Genomic DNA, 17,047 nt, shown 5'->3' with positions numbered 1-17,047 from the left:
GATGTGCTTTTGAGGGGCGGTTACGAATAATAAGTGATAACAAAGTGATGTTATCTGAACATTCATGGTATTTGTGATATTAAGGTGCATATTAGTTATATAATTGCGCGAAAGTTAAATATTGTTCTTTTGAAATCCAATAGGTGTTTTAAACAAAACACAAAGGTTAAAACACCTATTAACTTTCAATTCGGTAATCGTCAGCAAATGGTTTTATTTACTTTCTCTTTTCATACTCCTCCGGGTTGCATTCTTTAAAGGACTGCAAAGAATTTCCCTGAATCCACCCCAAGGCTTTTATGCAGCTTGTCCATATCCCACAAGTCGACATCGCAGGCTCCTTGTTCTATTTGAATCAGCATCGCGATGTCGATATCCGCCATGTCGGCCAACTGCTGTCGACTCCATTCTTTCTGTTCTCGCAATTGCGCGATTTTCAGGCCGACCTTTTCGAGGAATAACCGTTCTTCAGGAGTGGTATGCATTGGGTAAATGGATGTTGTTGTGAAATAACCGAAGCGGCGACCTCGCGCCCCGCCTTGGTAAACCTAAACTTATTACAAATCGAGCAACCTGCCCGTTTGACTCGTGCGAGTATACGCCCAATTATCCACATATGGTTAGTGCGATGTATAATAACGACAAAGTAGTTCCATTCTTTGAACAATATGACCTGCGTTTGCTTCGGGTGCTGACTGACAGAGGGACAGAATATTGTGGATCACGGGAGCAGCACGAGTATCAGTTGTATCTGGCTATCGAGGATATAGATCACAGCAAGACCAAAGCCAAAAGCCCACAGACCAATGGCATCTGTGAGCGCTTCCATCGTACCATTCAGGATGAGTTTTATGCTATTGCTTTCAAAAAGAAGATCTATCGTAGCATCGCTGAACTACAGGCTGACCTGGACAAATGGATGCTTAATTACAACAATGAGCGTACGCACAGCGGAAGATATTGCTTTGGCAAAACGCCTACGCAGACCTTTATCGACAGCATCCCGATGGCGCAGGAAAAGCTACTGGAGAGACTGGCCGAAGACCAGCTTTTATCTCACACCCCACAAAGTGATGAGATAAAAGCTGTGTCTGCCGAGTTTGCACAAAATAAGCTATATTCACAGAACCCATCTGACAACTTTTAAAACCACTCAACTGTCAGATCAAGTTGTGGCTATTACATCTAAAGGTACTCCTCAAACATGTTTTTGCCATTATGATTTATCGTATAACATGTATTAAGCGCATCCCATATTTGGATGAAGATTGTTCCATCAACATTCTTACCAACATTAATTTGAATGTTGTCTTCTTCATCGTTGGTTTCAACGCAAATCCTATCGCCCTTGCTAATAAATCCTTCTATTGCCTCTGGCTCCTTTATTATTGACATTAAGTCATCGCTATCGTTCTTAATTCGGATTTTAATTTTTTTCATTAGAAATGAGTTAGTAAAATTTCTAAAACTTGTTCAGCTCTTACAACAGACGCAGGATTCAATTTCCCGGTGGTCCGAATAGTTTTCTTAGCGGCCTCCATAAGACCTGAATAAATATCTTGCAATGCTTCTTTCGTGTAACCAGCCTCTAACAATTGTTCTTTTGTAAAGTCAGCTGCTGTTTTCTTTAATACAGTTTTACTGCCCCATCCCAAAAATTCCGAAGCCTCGGTAGAGCCGCCAACCTTTGCTAAAGCTTCCTTTAAACTTATTCCCGCAACGTTTCTTAAGCCTAATAATCCCTCCGCTGCTAATCTAGCAGCCAATCCTTCCGCAAAATCCGCCTTTCTTGCAACTCCATTTATTAAGAAATTTCCCCCAACCTCTCCAGCTCCTAACCCGCCGCTCATCACCATTGTCGCAGCTATTGCCGTACCTTTGGCTAAAGCAAGTCCCCTGGTGTTCCTTTGGTAACCGGATTGAAAGCCAGCCCAGGATTGAGCCCAGATCCTTATTTGGTTGCCGTAGGCTCCCTGGTATGGATTTTGGCCTGCCCGCGTATAACCATTATACATACTTTCCAACTGATCATCGGGTAGTTGATTTTCCGCGATCCACCCTGTGTTGTTTCCCATCCAGGTAAACGTTTGACCATTTTGGGTCACCTGCGACCGAAAATCATAGGTGTCATTATCAGTAGGATCCGCGATCCAATTTCCCTGCCTATCGAAATGACCCATTCCGTCAGGGTCTGTCATTCTTGCGGGGTTGTTCTGAACATAGTTGAAGGGAGACCAAGTACGGTAACTTTCTGCGAGAGGATCAACCGTTGTCCATCTCCCAATAACCGGATCGTAGAACCGCGCGCCATAATCATACAGCCCTCCGATTTCTTCTTGTAACTCTTTGTTGTTATAAAGGTATTCATTTTTGGGAGATATTGTTTGTTGTGTTGATTGAATCCCATACCCGAAAGCATAGTAATCATTTTCCTGCAATAGTTTCGCTGTTTGCTGGCTGCCGTCTGCCGGATCAGGCGTCAGGCTTACCCTGGTATTGCCTAAATGGTCTTTCAGGTCATATTCGTATACATAAGTGCTGCCGCTTTTCCTTGCCCGGCCTTCCTCGGTTTGGATAAAGGCGATAGTATTCGTACTGTTGTCGTATTCGATACCATTCTCATACTCCGTTGTTGTGGTAAGGCCACCTGCTACCAATATTTTTCGTAGCTTGTTGCCTTCTGCACTGTACACATAGGTTACCGTGCTACCGTCGCTTTTGGTGATGGTTTGCGGCAGGTTCAGCAGATTGTAGGTTATGCCGGTAATCCCTTTATTCTGATCTTTGGTCTGGTTGCCATTGCCGTCATACGTGTACTCGTGGACTGTTTGTACCGCATCTTTGAAACCTGCGTTTCCTGTATAGCCTGTTGCTGCGTCATCGATTTTGTCTACCAGATTGGTATTGGGTGTATAGGTATAGGTGAGGCTGTCGATCCGGGTTCTTACCGGGCTGGCTGCTGTGCCGGTATTATCATACCTCCCCAAGCCAGTAATGTTTCCCATATTGTCATAGGTCACATTTTCACCATACAGGTTATCCTTGGGGTTGCTGGTGCTTGTTATTGATACTGAGGAAAGAAGGCGGTTTAAGTTATCGTAACCATAATTATAGGTTTGTTTTATCGGTGTTATTGTAGTACCCCCGATGACAATTGGTGCCGATTTCCAAACCACGGTGGCAATATTGCCGCCGTATTGTTTGGCTGCCGTGGTTGTGCCGTCATAGCTCAATTCCTCACCAAATTTGTCGTTGGTATCATTGTTCGTCAGGCCACCGTCACTGTTCAGGTTCGCGTTGTTGATGCTGCTCAGCCAGCCCCTCGGATTGTACCTGTAGTCGATGGTTTGCAGGTAGTTCGTCCCGCTATTTTTTGAATGAAGGCGTTTGGTTTTGAGCCGGGCGACTTCGTTATAATCACTCCTGGTCAATATCACTGAATCCTGCGGCGCTGCACTGCTGCCGTCCTGTAATTGGTGGACGGTTCTATGATCACGACTCATGTGATCATAGGTATAACTATTCCGTTCGGTCAGGGTACGCACCCCAGCGTTACCTGCCGAGTCCTTTAAGTAATGGTACCTGTATGCTTCCGTAGGCTGTTTGGTGAAATTGTATTTGGTTTGTATATCGTCGTAATTGTAAACGCTTAACAGGGCATTTCCTCCTACATAATGCTGGCTGAACGTCCTGATCACCTGCCCTTTATTATCATAATACGGCACACTCCATAAATAGTCGCCTGCGGTATTCAGCACCAGCCTTTTTGAAGCAGTCAAAAGTCCGGTTGTCTGCTTGCTGTATGCGGTATTGCCGGTCTGGTCATAGGCTGCCGGAAAGCTTGGGATGCCCGCATAGCTGTCATAATAATTCACGCTCAGCGGAGTTGCCATAGTTCCCGGCCAGCTATTAGTCGTATAACCGTTGCCGGTGTTAACCGGTGTTTCCCATTGGGCACTCTGGTTATCCACCAGTCCCTGGATCGCCGCGTGGATATCCACACCTGCGGTACTGCCTGTATGCTGATAAATGCCTGCCAGTACGGTTCTGCCGATAGCGTCATACTTTGTGACCGTCCATTCTTGTGGCGATTTCATACGCTGCACCGAGTCTTGGGTGGCTACCGGCTGGTCGAGTTTGTTGTAGATGATATATTCCCAGCCTTTGCCCGGGATTTTCTTCTGCACCAGCCTGTTCCGAGTATCATAACGGTACTGGTAACAGCGGTTATCCAGCGTTATCTGGGAAATTGCCGTGCCTTGTGCATCCGGGTTTGCAGCCGGCGGCAATACAAAGCACAGGTTGCCCAGGTCATCATACACATAATAGGTCGAGAGCATCTCTGCTGCCGCTCCCTTGATATTATAAGTGCGTTTCAGCACTACGTGTCCCTCCTTGTCTTTATACTCTTCGGTGGTGTTGAAACAACCGTCAGATGATGGCAGCGACTTCCAGTTTTCGTTACGGGTGATCGTGACCGATAACTGGTTAGGGGCATAGGTGGCATTGTTGTTCGCCCTGCTTAAGATACGGCTTTGATTGCCGGTCGCACTGATACCCGCCGTATACAAAGCTGCTATCCTGCTCCCGTTATTCCCGGTTACAACCGTACTAAAAGTGCTGGTCTGGTCATTGGTGGTATATACCATCCGTACCGAATGGCTGTTGCTGCCGGCATCAGGTGTAGTGCCCAGTTGCCATGACGTTCCCGGTGCACCTTGTTCAACCACCCTGCTCAGGGGCGATGCCTCGAAAGCCGTTTGTGCAAAGGGAAATGAAGTATTCGGCATGCCATTGGTTTGCTGCGTTGCCGAGGTGTTGCCGGGATTATAAAAATTGGTTAATGCGCCTGTCAGCGCGTCGCTCTTGTAGCTGCCGTCTGTTGTTGTGGCCGCATAGGGCAGGTATTTCATCGCTTCACGTCCATATTGGTCATAGGCAAAGGGCTGTACGATGTCCTTCTTCAATGGCGAGCCTTTTACCTGCACGGTTTGCAGCGGCCGGCCCAGGCCGTCCATATACTGCACCGTCTGCATCAGCTCGCAGGTGGTGCGGTTTGCAAGCGAAGCCGCGCTCGTCATGCCTCCTACCTGCGGCACCGAGGTGAGGATATAGTTCTGGTTGGCGCTCAGCGCTATCGTCTGCGGAACGCAGTCTGGCGCTACGATATAAAAGTTAAGGCCGCTTCCCGAGGTGGCGGTAAAAGTAAAGTTAGGGTTTAGGGTGATGCTGCTATTGCTGTAATAGGAGCCCGCTGCCGGTGCGGTAGTTAGCGTTGCCGGTGGCGCGATATAGGTCTGTGCCGAGGCCCGCATAGCTATCGCAAACAGCAGCAATACGATTGCTACCGTAAAACGGCCTGGGTAATGAGCATTTCTTTTCATGCTTCAAATATTAATTGTGATTGGTTTGGTTAGTTTTATTCCCTTTTTGGATAGCGGTAAGCTGCTCCTTCAACAGATTAATCTGCTCCTGAAGTGAAGCCAAAAGCTTATCCTTTGTTGTTTCTCTTTCTTTATCCTTCCGTTCGTTCTCGATTGCGTACAGAGTCAACTCTTCCACTTTCTTCATCAGCAATTTGTTCATCTCGCCGAGGTTCAGTCCGTTTTTGGCAATCTCCTGCTCCGATGGAATCTCGGGCAGATGCTGGTTTTGGTCGATGTAGTTTTTTACTGCCATTAAAGGCGGGAGCTGGTAGGCTGGCTTGAAAACGTAGTCCGCCCAGCCATTCAGGTCAATCACAACAGATTTGGAATGTATGGTGCCGTTAACAGCTAACTTGGTATCAGGGGAAGGTGTGCCAATGCCAACATTTCCATTGTTTGCTATAGTCATAGCAACACCGGTACCAGAAACCGCATTTCCGCTCGTTCCGCTGTTGTAAACAGAAAACGCAATACTTCCATTAGCGCCCATGTACATTTGTGAAGCATAGCCATTTAAGATATACTTATTAGCACTTCCGTCCCAATATACATTTTGCATAATACCAACCTGGGGAATTACATTGTAGTCCTGGATCATTAACTCTCCCACCTGCATAGACGATGTGTAGCCCGACCATTGAGGGGAGGGTAAAGCACTTCCTTTGACGGACAAAATTGCAGCAGGGTTGTTGTTCCAATCCCGACGTTCCCGGCATTGCTGTTGTAAATGTTCACCCCGTTGGTGTTCCATTGGGCATGTGCGATAACTGTAGAAAAGAATATAAATGTTAGTGATAATAAGGTCTTTTTCATTTTTGACGTCTTTTTTGCTTTGAAGTATTATTTTCCAACTGGGTTATGCGTTTCTGCATGCCTTCCAGCAACTTGTCCTTTTCCTCGTCTTTTCGTTCATTCTCGATCAGATACAAAGTCAGTTCTTCCACTTTCTTCATCAGTAGCTTGTTCATTTCTCCCACATTCAATCCATCTTTCAAAATCTCCTGCTCTGAAGGGATTTCGGGCAGATGCTGGTTTTGGTCGATGTAGGATTTTACATCGCTCAATGCAGGCAACTGGTACGTTGGCTTAAACACGTAGTCCGCCCAGCCATTGAGGTCTATCTGAACCTGCCTGGCATGAACAGTGCCGTTCACGTCCAACTTGTTTTTCGGATGTGCTATACCAATGCCCACATTCCCGTTATACAGAATGCGCATTTTTTCAGTATTGTCATTGGTGTTAAATGAAATGCTACCCCCGGTCGTACCGCCACCCCGCAAAAAATTGATGGAGCTGTTGGTCGCGCCATAAAAGCTGTGTTCAATCGCAAAGCTTTTCACGTCTGTCACATCTGTAATTGTTACGCTCGGTTGTGTGTTATAGCCTACGGTACCGAGATACGTCCCTCCGCCAGCACTATAGCCTTCAGAGAGTCGGGCCAAAATGGTACTTACCTGCCCAGGGTTCAATGGTTTGCCCATATCCAAAATGGCTTTCGGGGTCGACGTTCCGATCCCCACATTACCGGTATTGCTGTTATAAATATCATTTCCACTCGGCGTCCATTGAGCAAAAAGATAGTTCGATATGGAAACGAACAGAATTGTGATTAGCGTTAGTCTTTTCATATTGATATTGTTTAGGTGTTATTGTCCGCTGTAGTGGTAGTCGATATGTTTGGTAATAGATCCGTCTTTGTCTTTAACATTTATGAGACGTTGAAAATTATCATATTCAAATGTGGTATTCTCTCCTTTTGCGTCCTTACTGCTGGTTACGCCCACCAATGGTTTATGAGTATAGGTAACGACTTGTGCCCGGGTTAGATTTGTATTTGTCCGCAGCGGCGCCAAGAAGCTGTTTACCGTAGCGTCCGAAGGGGTCAAGTTGTCGCGGAAAGATTGCACTGCCGCATCGCCGCCAAGGGCAGTTGCTACAGTGGAATAATCAGCATTGGTTACCTGCGCAATTGGGTAGATGCCACCATAGCCATAGATATAAGAGATTTTCGGCCCATTCGCTTTTGAAACACTCTGTACATTGCCCAAATTGTCGTATGCCAGGAACTGTATTCTTGGCTCGTAATTGGCTGTTCCGGTTTTTGTTGATATGGTGATCGGGTAGATCAGGGAGTTGTTGCCGTTCCATACCTGGTAGTCTGTCTTGGTTGACTGCAGGAAGGTTGAAGTGCTTGTCGCCGGGTCGAAAAGATATTCCTGTTGTTCAATCACAGGGCTCCAAATATGCAGCGTGTTATACATCAGGTCGTACGGTGCTGTCGTTGCATAGTCTGCGGGGTATTTTAACTTGACTATTGTGCTTTTACCATTACTTCTGCCAATTGTTTTTTGTGTTGGCAACAAATGAAAAGTGTTGTCATATTGTATTACCTCTGTTTCGGCAAAGCTATTCGACCCCGAAGAAGCAAAGGTTGTAGTGGTTACAGTGTCCGGGTATACCCAGCGTGAATAGATGTAGTTTTTCTTTACGTCAAAAGGACTAAAGAACATTTCAGTAGGCGGCGTGGTTGGTGCACAGAATAGCGTGTAGCGTTTTCGCACCGAATACCCGTAAAACAACTCACTTAAACGACTGTCATCCTTGTACGTGGTTTTGACCGTTTTCACCGATTGAAATGACGATCCTTTTTTAATAAAGGTGTTTGTAAAAGTTTCCAGTCCGCTTTTTCCCACTCCCCTGTTAGAAAGGGGGCTCGTAAGGATGTCATTTCCCATAACGACCTCTCCCGGGGTATTCGGTTCAACGGTATAGGTGTGTTCAACCCCTCCGTTCTCAAAATTGAGACCGCTGCTTTCCACAACTGTCTGGAAATTAATATGGTGCTGAGAATAAGCATATAAATTATTCAGCGAATTTGAGGACATAGCTACAAACTGGAATATCGTCCCGCAATCAATGATTGGATTATTCTGAGATTGGTGGTTTGTGCAGTCCACGGCTATTGAATAATCTGCCATGTATGCCGGCGTTGCCACTACCGAACCGGAGGATGCTGTTAGATCGGTTAACTTTGAATAATAGTATTTTTTGAAGCTACTGATCTTCTGAACCGGGTCGTATGTCTTGACAAAATCCACCACTGCACCGGCTGCGGTCTTGTTTTTTGTCACTGGTACCGCCCCCTGAGTATAATAGGAGAGATTAGCCGCGCCCAAAGAATACTGTCCGTATGAAGTACATCTTAATACATAAGTTTTCCCGGCCTCAAGCGTGACGATATCGTGAAGCTGCCGGTTCGAGGAATTTAAAAAGCCTGTATAAATGGTTTGCCCCGTTGTAGTATTGATGAGGTAGATATATACTTGGGCATGAAAATCCTCTTCCCCTTGAGGTCCATTAAAAGTATAGGATGAATTCAACGTAGTTGTCTGGCCGCTCGTCATGGTGACCGGACTTGAATTGGTCGTCACAGCGGTGCTTAGATCGGCTCCTACTCCTGAAACATAGAGCGATTGAGAAACCGGATCAGGCAATTCAGTGACGGTATACGTCGGGGCTTTATAAGCGATTGAATCATATCCGCCCGTCGGATATTTTATCTTAGTCAGCAGACCATATTGTCCATAGTTAAAATTGGAGGTGCGATCAGCTTGCGCATCAGGGAAAAACTGCTGATACGCTAAAACAGGTCTCGGAATCAGCTCGATATTGTTTGCGCCATTGAAATAGCCATAATCATCCTGGGCATAGCTTAATCGTGGTGGAAGTCCGTTGATATTGTTATAATCAAACGAAAATAAATGCTGTTCCGTAGTGCCCGGTGCTGTTTCACTTATCGAAGTTAGAAATGGCCTGAACTTTAACTGGGCATTGCCGGTACTGTATTGATTTTTAAATGTTGTTCCTGATCCGTAAATGTAATTAAAGGTGAATGACTTTATAGCGGTGGTATTGCCATACTGGAAAATATTTACGGCGCTCAACAATTGGTCGTAGGTAAGGTCCTGTCTGCCAACATAAGTAAAGGTAAGGTAGTTGCCATTAGATGCCGTAATTTTGGTAAGGTATACGGCGTTTGTTGTAATCAGATTCTCACAATTCGTGTCATCGATTGTTATATAGGGCGCGGCATCACTATATGGACAATGTTGAAGCCCAACAACTGACTTGGTTTGGGACTGCGAAACGCTTGCCGGATAGGAATACGGCTGCAATGCGGCATATTCCAGGATGATATTGTCTCCGCTCGGATCGGTAACCTTAGTGAGGTACCATGCATTGTCAATCGCAATAGCATGCGTTTTGCCACAGTTTTCACCAATGGTCGAATTATATGACGATTCTGTCGAATTTGCGCCTCCCGCGAAATAATAAACCACACCTTCCGGCGTAGTAATACGGAATCGTCCGCCGAAACTGACTTGCTTTGAGGCATTAAATTCTATCTTAAGATTCGTTTTTGTCAGTTGTACAACCTGGCTGCCATTCAAAATGAATTGACCGGAATAACCATTAAAATTGAACGAGAATATGTCCGGGCTTGTATCTGTGCCGTTCAAATCGGTGTTCACGGCCTGATCGAGAAAGTTGTACAGCTCGGTCGTATGTGCAAAACTCGAGGGCGGCGTAAGGCGTGTCGAGAGCTCATCAGGTTGGTCATAGACCGTCCTAGTAATCGCTCCTCCGGATATGATAGAAAAACTCATGCCAACCCTAGATGCTATTTCGTCTACTTTTATCCCGTTTGAAGAATACGATAGACTGACCCGCAACGAGAGCTTTCGCGAAGCAAGCGTGTAGATTGGGAGATTGTACTGAGCAGTGCCCGTTTGCATCCCCAGATTAATGCCCCCGTACCGGGTAAGGGCAAATGCCGTTGGCGATGGCGGCAGGATATCGGGTAGTTTAACATCTTGTTGTGCTGAAGCTGCAAAAACAATGCATAAAAAGAAAAAGATCAATAGATACTTATTGATCTGTGCAAATGAGGTCATAGGCATTTAGTTTAATTATGAAAAGATTGTTGGACGATTCGAGTTCGCATTTTGGATTAGTGATATAAAGAACAAAAATATGCTATCAATCAGCACAACATAGGCGGCAATTTCTATGGATTATATAGCATTTGAGCTCATGAGAAAATTTTATACATTCATTTTTGATTGGCTTAAGTGCAAAAATTAGAGCCATTGCAGGGTTGGCTCTATTCTAAGATATGTTATGAAAGGTATTACTTGTTTTGAATGCGAAAGCTTGTCCCAATGAGGGTAAGTAGAGAGCGCAACACTTTGTGATTTTCATGCTAATTGTGGCGGAGGTGTTAAACATGTCGGCTTAGATTATTGCGCTAAAGTTAATTGTTGTTCTTTAAGATTCCAATAATATTATTTAATAAGATCAATAATTAAATATTTCACGTTTTTAGTACAAAACAGAGGGTTGACAACAAGTTATATTCGCCTAATTAATAGGTCATTATAAACCGATAAAATTTTAGCTAAACGAACGAAATTGGACGTGTTTCATAATTTGATACGTAGCATAAAAGACACAGTTTGGTAGCTCACCGGCAAATACTTTGCAAAAAAAATTGCCTAAATGATAATTATCATAATAACTTAAGAAGCTCGCATAGGAAACGAAAGTGCTCGATAGAAAACAGAGAAATACTTGATATCCGAATATTATAACAAGGCATTTAAATTACTCCCTACAGCACATACCGTTGCATACGATGATATCAAAAATTGATCGGGCGCGTCCGTAATAGCATCAGTCCCCAAGCATCACGCATACCCTGTAATTGTAGCGATGGACTCTATAAACGCCCTGGTGCGCTTGACCATCGTGTACGCTCAATTATCTTATCCAAAAATGACCTGCCGTTTTCAATCCGGTTTAACGGGCAAATCGAACTATTACATTTTCCGCATGCTAAGAAAAATAACATTCACGACCCTATCTAACTGGTAACCAATAGGCTTCGAAAGCTGCAATAAGGCTGCAACGCAAAGTTGAAGTTTATGCGCTTTGCCTATTCCGGCAACTTTGTCTCAACAAAACGGAATAATAAAGCACAAAGCAATGAACCATTTACTTCATCCAATTACCTGGCACCAGTATTTAACAGCCGCGCTAGCCGCCGTCATTGTTTATTACGGAGTAATTATACTTCGCTGGTACCAGCCCGAACTCCAACAACTCAAAGACCGGTTCAGCGGTAAGGCCAAAGAGGACGGCCTACAAGCCCTGCACGATTACAACGCCGAAGCGGATAGCGATACCGTTTTAGCAGCGGAAGGCAAAAACGACTTAGCCGCCCGTCAGCAGTATCAGGAACTACCGGACGAACGCGGGGCACAACAGCTACCCACACCGCTCGATCTTATCAGCCTGAAACTCAAAGCCGTCATCGAACGCGCCGCCGAACAGCCTTTTGCCCCGGCCCTATTGATACCCCAGCTCCAAAAGCTATTACAGGAACCCCAGACATTCAGCGCTGCTGAAAAAGCGGCCATCAGCCACCTCATCGTCGCCGAATGCGAAAATACCGGCACCGCCCTGCTGACCGAAGAAGAAGTGGATCAGTGGTGGGAAAGTTAGCAGGCCTGCCGCTTCCGTCCCGCGTCCCTTAACCGGGGCCGGGTAACGGAAGAAATTACCAACAAAGTATTTGCTGACCGCACGTCCCGGCGTAAGCGCCCGCGGGGGTGATCCGAAAAAGGGGAAACGGCGGCAGCACCTTTTCCAACCCCTCCCGGTAACGTCGGGAGCGGGACCGGGAAAGCCATGCCTGAAAAGCTGAAAGCACAAGGCAAAAGCGAAAAGAAATTAAAAACAAACGATAAGTGAAGATGAAAACGTGCAGCAAGAACATCGTTAAGGCAGGGGCCATTGCGTCCCTGCTGATTATACAATTCCTACAGGCCAGCGCCCAGGACGGCAACGCCGGCATCCAGCAGGCCAACACCCAGGTCAGGAGCTATTTTGAAAGCGGCACTAACCTGATGTACGCCATCGGGGCCATCGTCGGCCTGATCGGTGCCGTCAAAGTTTACCAGAAATGGAACTCCGGTGACCAGGATACCTCCAAAGTCGCCGCAGCCTGGTTCGGCTCCTGCATCTTCCTCGTCGTGGTGGCCACCATTATCAAATCATTCTTCGGTATTTAAACGCGTCAACCATGAAAACTCAATTGATCAAACAACTGCATAACTACCTGCTGCATAACCATACAGATCTGCTCATCGCTTTGCAGGAAGAGCACCGGCTGGAACATTACCTGAAACAAAAGGTGGAGTCTGTCAGCGACCTGTTGGCGCAGCTACTGGAAGTAAAGCGCCCGGCCTACGTCATCGAAGCGCTCTGCCTCGAAGAACTGACCCGCGACCTGCGGCCCTCGCGCTTCAACTATATGCGCGAACTGCTGGAGGCCGAATTTGAAATGGACTATAAACGGATGCTCAACAGCGGCATCCTGACCTATGAATTGATCAACCTGATCGGCGCTTGCGAACCCATTTTCGAGGTCTTCGCCTTTGGCGAGGAAAACGAAGACAGCGCTGAGCTGAAACACGCGGTCATGGGCATGATCGCCGAATACCTGGACCGGTAAGCAGCTGAAAGGAAAAAGAGGAAGGAAAGATCAAAAAAAACCCACATGGTATTTAACGCGTTACAGCAACTCCGCACCAATATCGAAGCGATCCGCATCGCACTCGCTTTTCGTCCCGGTGACCAACTGGACGAAAAGCAGGCGGATACCCTGCGCGCCTACGCCGGATTCGGCGGCCTGGTGTGCAGCCCTTTCCGGCAATTGAAAGACGCCATACCTCATTGTCTCACACCGGGAGGACTGGTCATTAAGTTCGGCTACCATTCCATCATCATGGGCCGCAAGCGCGGCTCCTGCCGGGAGCACCTGGTTTGTTCAGCCACGGCGGCGCGATCCATGATACCATCGCCAGCGCGGAGCGGTTCACACCGCCCTAAACTGGCGCCTTTTTTTCCTCACCAGTCATTTTAAATATCAAAAGCCATGAACAACAGCATCTATATCATCAATAAAGGCATTAACAAAAGCATCGAGTTTCGCGGCCTGCGGGCGCAATACATCTGGTATTTCGCCGCGCTGGTCATGGGCCTGCTGATTGTTTTTGCCACGCTTTACATCCTTGGTGCCGGAACGACCATCTGCCTGGCGGTTACTGGCAGCGCTGCTGTTTACGGCAGTATTAAAATATTTAGCCTGAGCCGCCAATACGGCGAACACGGTTTAATGAAAGCGGCCGCAAAAAAGCGCCTGCCCAGGGTATTGAAATCCTACAGCCGCCGCTTCTTCCAGCAATTCACCTTTAACAATCAACGCCATGAAAAATAACCCGGAGCCAAAGATCATCCATTTTGAGCAGATCAGCTTTGTGATCGATATCGATCAGCAGGTGCTGCGGCAAACCAATAAACCCGAACATGAGATCTCTTTTATCCGGGACATGACGGATATGGGCGACCATTATTTGCTGGCCTGGGACAAGGAAAAACAAACGGTCAGCTCGGATCCGGAAAGATCGGAGCCGCTCATACTCGATCAGCTCGTCCGGCTTGACCCGGAAGGCATGTCGGGGAAATACGGCGTCCCAATTGAGAAGCTGCAAACCATGGGCGATTTTGAGGTCATGGTGGACCAGGAGGCTTTAAAGCATAGCCGGGAGGGTATCCTGCCGCAGATCGACCTGGCCGGTGAAAAGTTTATGGTCGACCTGCAGCTTCACGAGTTGAGGCACGCCAGATACTTCTTTCCGGTCATCAGCCTGAAAAGTTTTGAGCTGACCAACGACGGCCGGAACTACGAAGCCTATTACCATCCCGTCATGAAACAGGTGATCGATCTTGATCCCAAGCTGCTGGAATTCCCCGAGGGCGTGATCAAAATCAAGATCCCCAATGAGCTGGGTTTGGACCCGGTGGCCACCGCCCGTATCTATGGCATGGATGAACGGGAAGTTTTGCGCCGTTACCCGATCCGGAAGGAACTGAAAGCCGAAATCGTCCCGCTCAGCGAAACCCATATTCCGGCCCTGATCCGGCGAAACAAAGAAGCCCTCCGGCAGGCGCACCAAGAAAACGCGCAAAAGGTAAAACCGCGGCACCGGCCAAGGTTTTAAGCGCCTTATTTTCCAACAAGATCAACGTGAAAGAGAAAAGTGCAAATGGAAAAAGAATTAAAAAACATATTGCCCATCATGGGCATCGAGCATGACTGTATTTTGTCCAAACAGGGCGAATATACGGTGGCCTACCGGGTACAGCTCCCCGAGATATTTACGCTGTCCGACGAGGATTATGAAAATATGCACCAGGCCTGGGTGAAAGCCATCCGGATCTTGCCTAAAGACAGCGTACTGCATAAACAGGACTGGTTTACGCAAAGAACCGTGGTAGCTGGCGAGGAAAAAAAACAAAACTTTTTGTCGGCGGCTGCGCAAAGTCATTTTGAAGGGCGGGCCTATCTGAACCACGATTGTCTGCTGTACCTGACCAAAAAACCGGCTGGCCGCTCAAAAAGCAGTTCGCTGTTTTCGACCTTACTGCGGCCAACCTTAGTGCCGAAAGAAACCCTGCAGGCCCAGGCCCGCCAGGAGTTTTTGGATACCTGTACCCAATTCAAGCGGCTGCTGGAAGATACGCGTTTGATGATCTTGACCCGGTTAACGTCCGCCGGCCTGCAAAGCCAGCTGAAAAAGGCCGGGCTGATCGAACGCTATTGTTTCCTTTCTGAAGATGACCGCCAATTGCTCATCAAGGATATCAGCCTGTCCGATAAGATCCATATTGGCAGCCAGCAAATGGCGGTTTATACTTTGGGTGACGCTGAGCAATTGCCTTCCCAATGCGGTTCCCGGCTGACCTATGATACTTATTCCACGGATCAAACCCGCTTTCCCGTAAGTTTCGCAGCAGGCTTAGGCTTATTGCTGGATTGCAGCCATATTTATAACCAGTATGTGCTCATCGGCGATGCGCAGGCTACCCTGCGCCAGCTGGAGAAAAAGCGGCTGCGCCTGCAATCGCTGTCGGCCTATTCACGCGAGAATGCCATCTCGCTGGAGGCGACCAATGATTTCCTGAACGAAGCCATCAGCCAGCAGCGCTTGCCCGTCAAAGCCCACTGCAATTTGATGATCTGGTCGGCGGATGAAAACAGACTCAAAGAAAATGGCAATAAGGTGGTATCGGCCCTGGCCGCCATGGATGCCGCCGGCAAAACGGAAACCGATGGGGCAGCGCAGATCTGGTGGGCAGGCATCCCCGGCAACGGCGGCGATTTTCCGCTCAATGATACCTTTGATACGTTCGCCGAACAGGCGGCCTGCTTCTTCAACCTCGAAAGCAATTACCGCAGCGACCCGCCGGCCGGGGGCATCCGTTTTTGTGACCGGCTGCATGCGAGACCCGTTTATGCGGACCTCTATGATGCACCGCGCCACAAGGGGATCACCAGCAATATGGGCACGCTCGTTTGCGGTACTTCCGGCGGCGGCAAGTCCATGACCGTCAACCATATCCTGCGCTCGCTTTACGACCAGGGCGCGCATTGCGTGACCGTAGATATCGGCGGCAGTTACAAGGGCCTTTGCGAATTGGTGGGTGGCTATTACTTTACCTATGAAGAGCATAACCCGATCAGATTCAACCCTTTTTATTTAGGTAAAGGTGATGTGCCGGATACCGAGAAAAAGGAAAGTTTAAAAGCCCTGCTGGTGTCCTTATGGAAAGGCGAAAATGAAACCTTTAACCGGGCTGAATATGTCGCCTTATCCAATGCCCTCCAGGGTTATTATGAGCACCTGGCAAAAAATGGTCATTTATTCCCCGGCTTCAATTCTTTCTACGACTACCTTGAAACGGACTACCGCAAAGTGCTGCAAGACCAACGCGTCAAGGAGCGTGATTTTGATATGGATAATTTTCTGTATGTACTGCGGCCTTACTATAAGGGCGGCGAATTTGATTTCCTGTTGAACGCCACGGAAAACCTGGAGCTACTGAGTCAGCCTTTCGTCGTATTTGAACTGGATCAGATCAAAGACCATCCGATCCTCTTCCCGGTCTGTACGCTGATCATCACCGAGTTATTTATTTCCAAAATGCGCAAGTTGCCGGGCTTGCGTAAAGTGCTGACCATTGACGAAGCCTGGAAAGCCATTGCCAAATCCGGGATGGCCGAATTCCTGCGCTATGCTTTTAAGACCATCCGCAAGTTTAACGGCATCCCTATCGTGAGCACGCAGGAACTGGATGACCTTATTAATTCCCCGGTGATCAAGGACGCCATTATCAACAATGCCGATATCAAGATCCTGATGGACATGCGCAAGTTCCAGGGCAAGTTCGGCAAGCTGCAGGATGCGCTGGGGCTTTCCGATAAAGGCAAGACCATCCTGCTGTCGGTCAACAGGGACAACCGGGAGATCTTTATCGACATCGGCGGACAGGTCATGAAAGTCTATAAAAACGAACTCTGTCCTGAAGAATATTACGCTTTTACCACGGAGGGCCGCGAACGGGTGAAAGTACTCGAATATGCCGAAAAACACGGCAGCATCGAAGCAGGCATCAAAGCCCTGGTCGCAGAAAAGCAAAACACAGAAGCTGCTTAA

Annotated in this window: 13 protein-coding genes and 1 pseudogene; 8 read left to right on the top strand and 6 right to left on the bottom strand. The window is 47.4% G+C overall.

Going from position 1 to position 17,047, the window contains the following annotated elements; all coding sequences use genetic code 11:
* Nucleotides 1–254 precede the first annotated feature (254 nt).
* Nucleotides 255–485: a helix-turn-helix domain-containing protein gene (locus ABIC84_RS20415; protein WP_429264751.1), complete on the bottom strand. Its 231-nt coding sequence runs from the start codon at nucleotides 483–485 to the stop codon at nucleotides 255–257.
* 152 nt (nucleotides 486–637) lie between these two features.
* Here ABIC84_RS20415 and ABIC84_RS20410 point away from each other — a divergent pair.
* Nucleotides 638–1,036 (top strand): annotated as a pseudogene (locus tag ABIC84_RS20410) (integrase core domain-containing protein); the annotation flags it as partial.
* 149 nt (nucleotides 1,037–1,185) lie between these two features.
* On the opposite strand, the gene ABIC84_RS20405 reads toward ABIC84_RS20410, so the two are convergent.
* Genes ABIC84_RS20405 through ABIC84_RS20385 form a run of 5 tightly spaced genes read right to left on the bottom strand, consistent with a single transcriptional unit; the run spans nucleotide 1,186 to nucleotide 10,381 of the window.
* Nucleotides 1,186–1,440, bottom strand: coding sequence for a hypothetical protein (locus tag ABIC84_RS20405; RefSeq protein WP_429264750.1), 255 nt, complete (start codon nucleotides 1,438–1,440; stop codon nucleotides 1,186–1,188).
* A complete protein-coding gene (locus ABIC84_RS20400) occupies nucleotides 1,440–5,384 on the bottom strand; it encodes a DUF6443 domain-containing protein (protein ID WP_429264749.1) in 3,945 nt (1,314 codons plus the stop codon). Before ABIC84_RS20400 ends, ABIC84_RS20405 begins: the two co-directional genes overlap by 1 nt.
* A gap of 10 nt (nucleotides 5,385–5,394) precedes the next feature.
* Nucleotides 5,395–6,177: a hypothetical protein gene (locus tag ABIC84_RS20395; protein WP_429264748.1), complete on the bottom strand. Its 783-nt coding sequence runs from the start codon at nucleotides 6,175–6,177 to the stop codon at nucleotides 5,395–5,397.
* Nucleotides 6,178–6,235: 58 nt separating this feature from the next.
* Nucleotides 6,236–7,054: a hypothetical protein gene (locus ABIC84_RS20390; protein ID WP_429264747.1), complete on the bottom strand. Its 819-nt coding sequence runs from the start codon at nucleotides 7,052–7,054 to the stop codon at nucleotides 6,236–6,238.
* An 18-nt stretch (nucleotides 7,055–7,072) separates the two neighbouring features.
* Nucleotides 7,073–10,381 carry a hypothetical protein gene (locus ABIC84_RS20385; protein ID WP_429264746.1) on the bottom strand — a complete coding sequence of 1,103 codons (3,309 nt, stop codon included), beginning with the start codon at nucleotides 10,379–10,381 and terminating at the stop codon, nucleotides 7,073–7,075.
* Between the two features lie 1,090 nt (nucleotides 10,382–11,471).
* Between ABIC84_RS20385 and ABIC84_RS20380 the strand changes: the two genes are divergently transcribed.
* From ABIC84_RS20380 to ABIC84_RS20350, 7 genes are all read left to right on the top strand, one after another.
* Nucleotides 11,472–11,990, top strand: a complete 519-nt coding sequence (locus tag ABIC84_RS20380; RefSeq protein WP_429264745.1) for a hypothetical protein — start codon at nucleotides 11,472–11,474, stop codon at nucleotides 11,988–11,990.
* Between the two features lie 251 nt (nucleotides 11,991–12,241).
* Nucleotides 12,242–12,559 (top strand): DUF4134 domain-containing protein, encoded by a 318-nt coding sequence (locus ABIC84_RS20375; protein WP_429264744.1) that lies wholly within the window; start codon nucleotides 12,242–12,244, stop codon nucleotides 12,557–12,559.
* Nucleotides 12,560–12,570: 11 nt separating this feature from the next.
* Nucleotides 12,571–13,002 carry a hypothetical protein gene (locus ABIC84_RS20370; RefSeq protein ID WP_429264743.1) on the top strand — a complete coding sequence of 144 codons (432 nt, stop codon included), beginning with the start codon at nucleotides 12,571–12,573 and terminating at the stop codon, nucleotides 13,000–13,002.
* Nucleotides 13,003–13,047: 45 nt separating this feature from the next.
* A complete protein-coding gene (locus ABIC84_RS20365; protein ID WP_429264742.1) occupies nucleotides 13,048–13,413 on the top strand; it encodes a hypothetical protein in 366 nt (121 codons plus the stop codon).
* 12 nt (nucleotides 13,414–13,425) lie between these two features.
* Nucleotides 13,426–13,767, top strand: coding sequence for a DUF4133 domain-containing protein (locus ABIC84_RS20360; protein WP_429264741.1), 342 nt, complete (start codon nucleotides 13,426–13,428; stop codon nucleotides 13,765–13,767).
* A complete protein-coding gene (locus tag ABIC84_RS20355; protein ID WP_429264740.1) occupies nucleotides 13,757–14,551 on the top strand; it encodes a hypothetical protein in 795 nt (264 codons plus the stop codon). Before ABIC84_RS20360 ends, ABIC84_RS20355 begins: the two co-directional genes overlap by 11 nt.
* Before the next feature lie 45 nt (nucleotides 14,552–14,596).
* Nucleotides 14,597–17,047, top strand: a complete 2,451-nt coding sequence (locus tag ABIC84_RS20350; RefSeq protein ID WP_429264739.1) for a TraG family conjugative transposon ATPase — start codon at nucleotides 14,597–14,599, stop codon at nucleotides 17,045–17,047.

The sequence above is a fragment of the Mucilaginibacter sp. 3215 genome (assembly GCF_050433785.1).
Taxonomy (GTDB): domain Bacteria; phylum Bacteroidota; class Bacteroidia; order Sphingobacteriales; family Sphingobacteriaceae; genus Mucilaginibacter.
Note: the sequence above shows the minus strand (reverse complement) of the source record. Positions and strands in the feature narration are given on the sequence as shown.

Bases quoted from the DNA above. Each gene is read 5' to 3' on its own strand.
- ABIC84_RS20415 (WP_429264751.1), bottom strand. From the start codon at position 485: ATGCATACCACTCCTGAAGAACGGTTATTCCTCGAAAAGGTCGGCCTG.
- ABIC84_RS20405 (WP_429264750.1), bottom strand. From the start codon at position 1,440: ATGAAAAAAATTAAAATCCGAATTAAGAACGATAGCGATGACTTAATG.
- ABIC84_RS20400 (WP_429264749.1), bottom strand. From the start codon at position 5,384: ATGAAAAGAAATGCTCATTACCCAGGCCGTTTTACGGTAGCAATCGTA.
- ABIC84_RS20395 (WP_429264748.1), bottom strand. From the start codon at position 6,177: ATGGAACACCAACGGGGTGAACATTTACAACAGCAATGCCGGGAACGT.
- ABIC84_RS20390 (WP_429264747.1), bottom strand. From the start codon at position 7,054: ATGAAAAGACTAACGCTAATCACAATTCTGTTCGTTTCCATATCGAAC.
- ABIC84_RS20385 (WP_429264746.1), bottom strand. From the start codon at position 10,381: ATGACCTCATTTGCACAGATCAATAAGTATCTATTGATCTTTTTCTTT.
- ABIC84_RS20380 (WP_429264745.1), top strand. From the start codon at position 11,472: ATGAACCATTTACTTCATCCAATTACCTGGCACCAGTATTTAACAGCC.
- ABIC84_RS20375 (WP_429264744.1), top strand. From the start codon at position 12,242: ATGAAAACGTGCAGCAAGAACATCGTTAAGGCAGGGGCCATTGCGTCC.
- ABIC84_RS20370 (WP_429264743.1), top strand. From the start codon at position 12,571: ATGAAAACTCAATTGATCAAACAACTGCATAACTACCTGCTGCATAAC.
- ABIC84_RS20365 (WP_429264742.1), top strand. From the start codon at position 13,048: ATGGTATTTAACGCGTTACAGCAACTCCGCACCAATATCGAAGCGATC.
- ABIC84_RS20360 (WP_429264741.1), top strand. From the start codon at position 13,426: ATGAACAACAGCATCTATATCATCAATAAAGGCATTAACAAAAGCATC.
- ABIC84_RS20355 (WP_429264740.1), top strand. From the start codon at position 13,757: ATGAAAAATAACCCGGAGCCAAAGATCATCCATTTTGAGCAGATCAGC.
- ABIC84_RS20350 (WP_429264739.1), top strand. From the start codon at position 14,597: ATGGAAAAAGAATTAAAAAACATATTGCCCATCATGGGCATCGAGCAT.